This window comes from Streptomyces sp. NPDC059373, assembly GCF_042751495.1.
Taxonomy (GTDB): Bacteria; Actinomycetota; Actinomycetes; order Streptomycetales; family Streptomycetaceae; genus Actinacidiphila.
In genome coordinates this window covers 1-7,265 of sequence record NZ_JBHYXC010000089.1, presented here as the reverse complement: position 1 = coordinate 7,265, position 7,265 = coordinate 1, and the positions used below count along the sequence as shown (strand labels likewise).

Annotated in this window: 8 protein-coding genes and 1 rRNA gene; all 9 read right to left on the bottom strand. The window is 69.1% G+C overall.

The window, feature by feature from the left end; all coding sequences use genetic code 11:
- Nucleotides 1–108: 108 nt before the first annotated feature.
- Nucleotides 109–1,248, bottom strand: a complete 1,140-nt coding sequence (locus tag ACFXJ5_RS41005) for a lysophospholipid acyltransferase family protein (RefSeq protein WP_384643603.1) — start codon at nucleotides 1,246–1,248, stop codon at nucleotides 109–111.
- A 26-nt stretch (nucleotides 1,249–1,274) separates the two neighbouring features.
- Nucleotides 1,275–2,318 (bottom strand): NAD-dependent epimerase/dehydratase family protein, encoded by a 1,044-nt coding sequence (locus ACFXJ5_RS41000; RefSeq protein WP_384643600.1) that lies wholly within the window; start codon nucleotides 2,316–2,318, stop codon nucleotides 1,275–1,277.
- Nucleotides 2,319–2,513: 195 nt separating this feature from the next.
- A complete protein-coding gene (locus ACFXJ5_RS40995; protein WP_003948845.1) occupies nucleotides 2,514–2,612 on the bottom strand; it encodes a 30S ribosomal protein bS22 in 99 nt (32 codons plus the stop codon).
- A gap of 126 nt (nucleotides 2,613–2,738) precedes the next feature.
- Nucleotides 2,739–2,951: a helix-turn-helix domain-containing protein gene (locus ACFXJ5_RS40990; protein WP_164836433.1), complete on the bottom strand. Its 213-nt coding sequence runs from the start codon at nucleotides 2,949–2,951 to the stop codon at nucleotides 2,739–2,741.
- Between the two features lie 127 nt (nucleotides 2,952–3,078).
- On the bottom strand, nucleotides 3,079–3,894 hold the full coding sequence (locus ACFXJ5_RS40985; RefSeq protein WP_384643597.1) for a phosphatase: 816 nt from the start codon (nucleotides 3,892–3,894) through the stop codon (nucleotides 3,079–3,081).
- A 141-nt stretch (nucleotides 3,895–4,035) separates the two neighbouring features.
- On the bottom strand, nucleotides 4,036–5,214 hold the full coding sequence (locus tag ACFXJ5_RS40980; RefSeq protein ID WP_384643594.1) for an acetoin utilization protein AcuC: 1,179 nt from the start codon (nucleotides 5,212–5,214) through the stop codon (nucleotides 4,036–4,038).
- A complete protein-coding gene (locus ACFXJ5_RS40975) occupies nucleotides 5,183–6,391 on the bottom strand; it encodes an MFS transporter (protein ID WP_384643591.1) in 1,209 nt (402 codons plus the stop codon). Before ACFXJ5_RS40975 ends, ACFXJ5_RS40980 begins: the two co-directional genes overlap by 32 nt.
- Nucleotides 6,392–6,452: 61 nt before the next feature.
- The gene (locus ACFXJ5_RS40970) at nucleotides 6,453–7,100 is read right to left on the bottom strand and encodes an HAD family hydrolase (RefSeq protein ID WP_384643588.1); all 648 of its coding nucleotides are present in this window, start codon (nucleotides 7,098–7,100) and stop codon (nucleotides 6,453–6,455) included.
- A 74-nt stretch (nucleotides 7,101–7,174) separates the two neighbouring features.
- Nucleotides 7,175–7,265, bottom strand: a 5S ribosomal RNA gene (gene rrf, locus ACFXJ5_RS40965); the annotation flags it as partial.

The following is a 7,265-nucleotide window of genomic DNA, read 5'->3' as shown; positions in this document are numbered from 1 at the left end:
CCTGGCAAAAACTCCCCCCCAACCTGCGGGGGGGCGGGACCTTCAAAACCCCCCCCCCCGCCGCACTGTTGCGTCAATCGGGAAGGGGCGGGTGGGGCCTAGAAGGGCCTAGAAGAACACCGAACGCCGCTGCACCAGCAGCTTGTAGAGGGTGTGCTGGATCGTCTCCCGCACCTGATCCGTCAGGTTGAACACGAGCATCGGATCGTCCGCCGCCTCCGGCGCATAGCAGTCCGTCGGAATCGGCTCGCCGAACTGGATCGTCCACTTCGTCGGCAGCGGCACCATCCCCAGCGGCCCCAGCCAGGGGAAGGTCGGCGTCACCGGGAAGTACGGAAAGCCCAGCAGCCGGGCGACGGTCTTGGCGTTGCCGACCATCGGGTAGATCTCCTCCGCGCCCACGATGGAGCACGGCACGATCGGCACACCGGTCTTGAGCGCCGTGGCGACAAACCCGCCCCGTCCGAAGCGCTGCAGCTTGTAGCGCTCGGAGAAGGGCTTGCCGAGGCCCTTGAAGCCCTCGGGCATGACGCCGACGACCTCCCCGCGCTCCAGCAGCCGTTGCGCGTCCTCCGCGCAGGCCAGCGTGTGGCCGGCCTTGCGCGCAAGCTCGTTGACCACCGGCAGCACGAACACCAGGTCAGCGGCGAGCAGCCGCAGGTGCCGCCCCGCCGGGTGGTGGTCGTGTACGGCGACCTGCATCATCAGGCCGTCCATCGGCAGCGTGCCCGAGTGGTTGGAGACGACCAACGCGCCGCCCTCGGCCGGGATGTTCTCGATGCCCTTGACCTCGACCCGGAAGTACTGGTCGTACAGCGGCCGCAGCAGCGACATCAGGACCTGGTCGGTGAGCTCCTGGTCGTAGCCGAAGTCGTCGACCTCGTAGTCGCCGGTGACCCGGCGCCGCAGGAAGGCCAGGCCGTGCGCGACCTTGCGGTCCCAGCGGCCGCCGAGCAGTCGGTCGGCAACGCCCCCGAGGGCGTCCGTGAGGGCCTCGACGGACGCGGGCAGCGACGGGGACGCCGCTGACCCGCCCGGGGTCTCCTGGGGCTCGGGGGACACCGGAGACGGCTCCTCCTGCCCGTCCCGGTCATCAGCCTGGGCCTGCCGTACGGCACTGAGCGGAGGCGGCACCGCCGGACTGCCCGGACCCGTGTCACCCTTCGTGCGGGCCCGGCCCCGGGGACGCGGTGTGCCCCGGCGCGAACGGGTGTCCTCGTCGAACGGGATGACCTTGGCGTCCGCCATGGCTCGGCTCCTCCTCGTTTGGGCACTCACGTCTGGTCACCGCCCGCGGGCACCAGCGCGGCCAGCCGGTCGACGCCACGGGCCAGCCGTTCGCGCGGCAGCAGACCTGGTCCGCGGCTGCGCGCGAAGTCGCAGAAGGCACCGGCGGTGGTGAACTTCGGTGTGAATCCGAGCGTCTCACGCATCTGCGTCGTGTCCACCACCCGGCCGTGCGTCAGCAGCCTGATCTGCTCGGGCGAGAAGTCCGTGATCCCCGCCGTGCGCAGCGTCTGCGCCACCCACGTCACCGCCGGCAGCAGCACCGGCACCGTCGGCTTGCCGAGCCGCCGCGCGGTCTGCGACAGCAGCAGTACCCCGTCCCCCGCCACATTGAACGTCCCGCTGTTGAGCGTGCCGCGCGCCGGGTCCCGCAGCGCGAGCAGCAGCACATCGATGACGTCATCCTCGTGGACGAACTGCAGCCTCGGGTCATAGCCGAAGACCGTCGGCAGCACCGGCAACGCGAAGTACTCCGACAACGGGGTATCCGTCCGCGGGCCGAGGATGTTGGCGAACCGCAGCACGGCCACGGCCACATCCGGGCGGCGGCGCGCGAAGCCTCGTACATAACCCTCGACCTCGACCGCGTCCTTGGCGAAGCCGCCCCTGGGCAGCGACTTGGGCGGCATCGTCTCGGTGAAGACCGCCGGGTCGCGCGGCGCCGACCCGTACACGCTGGTCGTGGACTTCACCACGAGCCGCCGTACGGTCGGTGCCTTCTGGCAGGCGCCGAGCAGCTGCATCGTGCCGATGACGTTGGTCTCCTTGATCGCCGTGCGGCCGCCCTTGCCGGGCAGCGTGCCACTGACGTCCATATGGAGAACCGTGTCGACGCCGTGCTCGGCGAGCACTCTGGCGATCATCGGGTGGCGGATATCGGCCCGTACGAACTCGGCGCCGCCCATATGATGCTCCGGCGGCACGGCGTCGACACCGATCACCCGGTCGACGTCCGGTTCGCGCATGATGCGCCGTACGAGCCTTCCGGAGAGCTGCCGGGCGACTCCGGTGACGAGCACCACCTTGCCCAAGATCCGTGCCTCCCCTTGGCTGTGCTGGCCGTGCGGTTGCTGTGTACGCACCGTATCGGGTTGATGTTGCGCTGTGATGACGTCCGAGGCTACGAACATCGAGGAAACGAAGGACATGGCCGGAAAACGCCGCTGCCCTCCCGCCTCCGCGGATGCGGTGACGAGAGGGCAGGGAAAGCGATACGCGTAGCTCGCTTACTTCTTGTTACGACGCTGCACACGCGTCCGCTTCAGCAGCTTGCGGTGCTTCTTCTTGGCCATACGCTTGCGCCGCTTCTTGATGACAGAGCCCACGACTACCCTCGCTTCGTTTCCACTCGGTGCGGGGCGTCCGAGCCCACACGACCTACGTCGGCCAAGCCTACCCGCCCCGAAGCGGGGAGCCTAAACCGGGCAGTACGAAGGCCGGGCAGACCGTTGTCAGGCAGATTCCCCCACCCCCACGTAGGACTCGCGAAGATAGTCATGGACGGCCTGCTCCGGTACCCGGAAGGACCTGCCCACCCGGATGGCCGGCAGATGACCGCTGTGCACCAGCCGGTACACGGTCATCTTGGAAACTCGCATCACCGCGGCGACCTCCGCCACAGTCAGGAAAACGACCTCGTTGAGAGGCCTGTCGCTAGAAGCCATGACACACCTGAACCTTCCGCACATGTCGGACACCGGCTTCCCCTCCGGCGCTCCTGCTCGCACGTGCGCTCCTCCCCAGACTAGGTGCGGGTGATGCAAGTGGGGAAGAGGAGTAGCGATCGGTTGACTACTGTGACAGACACGCTCGATTGAGTACATAGCGCGTAAGCGGTCGGTAGTAATCAGACCGCACAGCGTCATCAAGCGGAACCACGACCGACATCCGGCCCTCCGCCTGCGCCACGAAGACCGCGGGATCGTCGGAATCCGCCAGTCCGATCGCCTCAATGCCCAGCTGACCTGCCCCGCACACCCACCCGTGGTCCCCCACCACGAGGTTCGGCAACCGCCCTCCGCGTCCGCCCGCCCCGGCGAGCGCGGCGCGAACCGGGAGGGGGGAGTGCGTGTGCACCCCCGGCTCACGCCCGGGCGCGATGGTGGGCGTGGAACACACGACCGCGACGCCGCCTACGTACCGCAGGTGGTGACGGCGTAGACCGAATTGCGTCGGCATGTCGATACATAGACCGTGCGATGGTGTGAGAACCGGACACCCCGCCGCCGACAACGCCCCCGCCAATGCGGCGTAGAAACCGTGCAGCCGTTGCGGATGTCCGGTCCCGAGCAGCACGGGCTCCCTGTGGTCCGCCGCCGATCGGATCCGGTCCGCGAACGCGTCAAGTGCCGCCACCGTCCGGTCCGGGTCGATCACATCATGCCCCGATGTGTGTGCCGGATCAGGCGATACGCCGCACCGTTCCGCCATCAGACGCAGCAGCTCCCCCACCGTCCACGCCCGCTCCGGATCTAGCCCCAGCATCTGCCGCGGATCCCCCGCCGCGAACAGCCGATAGCTCCGCAGACTCTTCTCCCGCAACGTGGCGATCGGCCCTGCCAACCGGGCCGCCAGCAGGTGCGCGCGCAGCGCGCCGACACTCAGCACGGCGCGATGCTCTCGCTATACGGCCCCATACTGGGCAGATACCGGGAAATTCCACCCATCCGGGTTGTGGGTAGGCCGTCCGCGCAATCCAGCCCGTCCGGCGTTTGAGGACCTGGGGTCCGGGGTGGGGGATGAAACCGCCTACGGCAGCAACCCGTGCAACGGGAACACCGCCCGCCGAGTGGCGAGCACCGCCTGGTCCAGCCGATCCGCCGGGTCGTACCCCGCGTCGTCGAACCCCCGCCAAGCCGCATCCCGCCCGTCCGTCATCCGCACCGGCGCCACCCTCCGCGTCCGCCGGTACACCTCGTGCCGCCATCCCTCCGGCGTCTCCGTCTCCGGCGCGATCGGCCGCCCCGCCGCGAACGCCACCAGATGCGTCCACGTACGCGGCACCACATCGACGACCTCGTAGCCGCCCCCGCCCAGCGCGACCCACCGCCCCTCCGCATGCTCGTGCGCGAGGTCATGGCAGGCCTCGGCCACCGCCCGCTGCGCGTCCAGGCTCACCGCCAGATGGGCCAACGGGTCCTCGAAGTGCGTGTCCGCGCCATGCTGCGTCACCAGCGCCTGCGGCCGGAAGGCCGCCACCAGTTCCGGCACCACCGCGTGGAACGCCCGCAGCCATCCCGCGTCACCTGTCCCGGCCGGCAGTGCGACATTCACCGCCGAGCCCTCCGCCGCCGGCCCACCGGTCTCCTCCGGCCAACCGGTCTGCGGGAAGAGCGTGCGCGGGTGTTCGTGCAGCGAGATCGTCAGCACGCGCGGGTCGTCCCAGAAGATCGCCTGCACACCGTCCCCGTGGTGCACGTCCACATCCACGTACACGACCCGCTCCGCGCCCAGCTCCAGCAGCCGGGCCACCGCCAGCGCCGCGTCGTTGTACACACAGAAGCCGGAAGCCGTCCCCGGCATCGCGTGGTGCAGGCCCCCCGCGAAGTTCACCGCGTGCGTCGCCTCCCCGCTCCACACCGCCTCGGCCGCGCCCACGGACTGCCCCGCGATGAGGGCCGCCGCCTCGTGCATCCCCGCGAACGCCGGGTTGTCCGGCGTACCGATCCCGTACTCGATGTCCGCCGACTTCGGGTCCGCCGACGCCCGCCGCACCGCGGCCACGTAATCCGGACGGTGCACCAGCCCCAGCGTCGAGTCCCCCGCCTCGGGGGCCGCCGTGACCGTGACGCCCTCTGCCCGGTCCAGGCCGAACTCCCGGATCAGCCCGATGGTCAGTGCGAGTCGCACCGGATCCATCGGGTGCCCGGGGCCGAAGTCGTAGCCCGTTACCTGCTCATCCCACATCAGCTGTGCGCGGCCGCTCATGGCCGACACCGTATCTGGCCGGGTCCGCGTCGAACGAGCGGGCATACAGGAGAGTGGCGCCCACCAGCACCATCGGGACCAGCATCGCCCCGCGGTAACTCCACGCGTCGCCCAGCGCCCCCACCAGCGGTGAGCCGATCAGAAAGCCGACGTAATTGAAGACATTGAGCCGCGCGATCGCCGCGTCCGAAGCCCCCGGGAAGAGCCGGCCGGCGGCGGCGAAGGTCTGCGGCACGATCACACACAGCCCGAACCCGAGGATCGTGAAGCCCAGAATCCCCACCCACGCGCCCGGCGCGACCGCCACCACCGCGAACCCGCCCATCGCCAGCAGCGAGCCCGCCCTCACCACGACCGCCGCCCCGAACCGCCGCACCCCGAGGTCCCCCACGGCCCGCCCGAGGAGCGTCGTGACCATGTAGACGTTGTAGGGAACCGTCGAAAGCTGGTCGGAGCTGCCCAGCACATCCTGCAGATACTTCGGGCTCCAGTTGGAGACCGTCGAATCCCCGATGTACGCGAAGGCCATCACCATGCACAGCGGCAGCAACAGCTTCATCGCCACCGGCACCGGAGCCGCCGTCGCCGCCCCCTCGGACTTCGGCCCCTGCTCCTGGTTGACGTACCAACGGCTGGCGACCAGCACCACCGGAATCAGCACCGCCGCCGCAGGCCCGTACAACACCACCAGCGACAGATGCCAGTGCGCCCCCACCCACGCCAGCGACGCCCCCAGAATCCCGCCCAGGCTGTACGTCGCGTGGAAGCCCAGCATGATGCTGCGCCCGTACGCGTGCTGCAGGCTCACCCCGAGCACGTTCATCGACGCGTCCAGCCCGCCGACGCAGATCCCGAACGCCGCCAGCGACACCGCCAGCTCCCACAACCGGTCGCCCGACCCCGCACCCACCAGTGCCAGACACACCGCCGGCTGAACCCACCTCAGCACCACCGACGGCCGGACCCGTTTCAGCACATGCTCCGTCGTCACACTCCCGACCCCGGCCAGGATCGGCACAGCGGCAAGGAAGAGCGGCAGCATCCCGTCACTGACTCCGTAACGGTCCTGCAGAGCCGGGATCCGGGTCACCAGCAGAGCGAAAACCACACCCTGGGCGAAGAAACTGACGGCCAGCGAGGCCCGCCCGTGCCGCAATCTGCCGTCAATGCCATCCATGAGCGTGCAGCGTAGGGCCGGAAGCTACGCGTCGGTAGATCCTCCCGGTCAACAGTTCGTATCAGCTGAACAGCAGACCGGGTAGCTCCGCCATATCCCCGAACAACGCCCGCGCCCCCGCCAGCTTCCCCGGCGGCGTCATGGCGGTGAAGCCGTACACATCCATCCCCGCCGCCACCGCGGCCTCCACCCCGAGCGGGCTGTCCTCCACCACCGCACACCGCTCCGGCGCGAACCCCATCACCCGCGCCGCGTGCAGGAACAGATCCGGTGCAGGCTTCCCCCGCCCCACATCCTGCGAGCTGAAGATCCGCTCCTCCGTGAAGCGCTCGTACAACCCCGTCGTCCCGAGCCCCACCCTGATCCGCTCATGGCTCCCGGACGACGCGACGCAGTACGGAATCCCCTCCGCCTCAAGCTTCTCCAGGACGGCCGCCACGCCGGGCACCGGCTTCAACTCCCGCCGGAACGCCTCGAAAACCCTCTGATGAAAGGTGTCATCGAAGTCCGCCGGCAACCGCCGCCCGCTCCGCTCGACGATCAGGTCATGGACTCGGTGCATCGCCGACCCCATGAAGTCCCGTATCGAATCCTCGTACGTGGTGGGGTGCCCGAGCTCCGTCAGATACTCGGCGAGCATCCGGTTGGAGATGGGCTCGCTGTCCACCAGGACACCGTCATTGTCGAAAATCACCAGGTCATAGCGCACACGCCAACCCTAAGCCCGAAACGCAAAAAACCTCAGCTCCCGAGCGCAAGGCTCGGGGGCTGAGGCTAATGATTGTTCGGCGGCGTCCTACTCTCCCACAGGGTCCCCCCTGCAGTACCATCGGCGCTGAAAGGCTTAGCTTCCGGGTTCGGAATGTAACCGGGC